The organism is Halomonas sp. SIMBA_159 (assembly GCF_046536035.1).
Taxonomy (GTDB): Bacteria; Pseudomonadota; Gammaproteobacteria; order Pseudomonadales; family Halomonadaceae; genus Vreelandella; species Vreelandella venusta_A.
The window spans coordinates 1-272 of sequence record NZ_JAWJBT010000559.1 but is presented as its reverse complement, the minus strand read 5'-3'; the positions used below and the strand labels follow the sequence as shown (position 1 = coordinate 272).

The 272-nt window shown below is 70.2% G+C and carries 1 protein-coding gene; it reads left to right on the top strand.

The features are described 5' to 3' along the window. A partial coding sequence (locus R0J87_RS20445; RefSeq protein ID WP_498888546.1) for a sodium/proton-translocating pyrophosphatase occupies positions 1-272 on the top strand: 272 nt, incomplete at both ends.

The window sequence follows — 272 nt, the reverse complement described above, 5'->3', positions numbered from 1 at the left end:
ACATGCTGACCCGCTCGGCGATCAAGGAGATGATCCTGCCCTCGCTGCTGCCGGTGGGGGTGCCGATCGTGGTCGGCCTGTTGCTGGGGCCGCGCGCCCTGGGCGGGCTGCTGATCGGCACCATCGTGACCGGCCTGTTCGTGGCCATCTCGATGACCACCGGCGGCGGCGCCTGGGACAACGCCAAGAAGTACATCGAGGACGGCCATTTCGGCGGCAAGGGCAGCGAGGCGCACAAGGCCGCGGTCACCGGCGACACCGTCGGCGACCCC